Annotated in this window: 1 pseudogene; it reads left to right on the top strand. The window is 65.3% G+C overall.

The annotated features are described in order from the left end of the window. Positions 1 to 236 (top strand): annotated as a pseudogene (locus RRF55_RS27925) (hypothetical protein); the annotation flags it as partial.

Here is a 236-nt window from a genome sequence, read left to right on the forward strand (position 1 = left end):
TGGCCCTGGTCGATCCCCGGGCGCGCCTGCATCCCAATCCCTACGAGGTGGCGGACGTGTTCGAGGTGCCGCTGTCCTTTTTGCTCGATCCTGCCAACCATGAGCGCCACGCCATGGTCTGGAACGGCGTGCCGCGCGAATGGTTTGCCATGCCCTACCAGGATGGAGACCGCCAGCGCTACATCTGGGGCGCCACGGCCGGCATGCTGCGCAATCTTTACCGATTCCTGTCGGCC

This window comes from Klebsiella sp. K47, assembly GCF_051858335.1.
Lineage (GTDB): Bacteria > Pseudomonadota > Gammaproteobacteria > Enterobacterales > Enterobacteriaceae > Klebsiella > Klebsiella pneumoniae.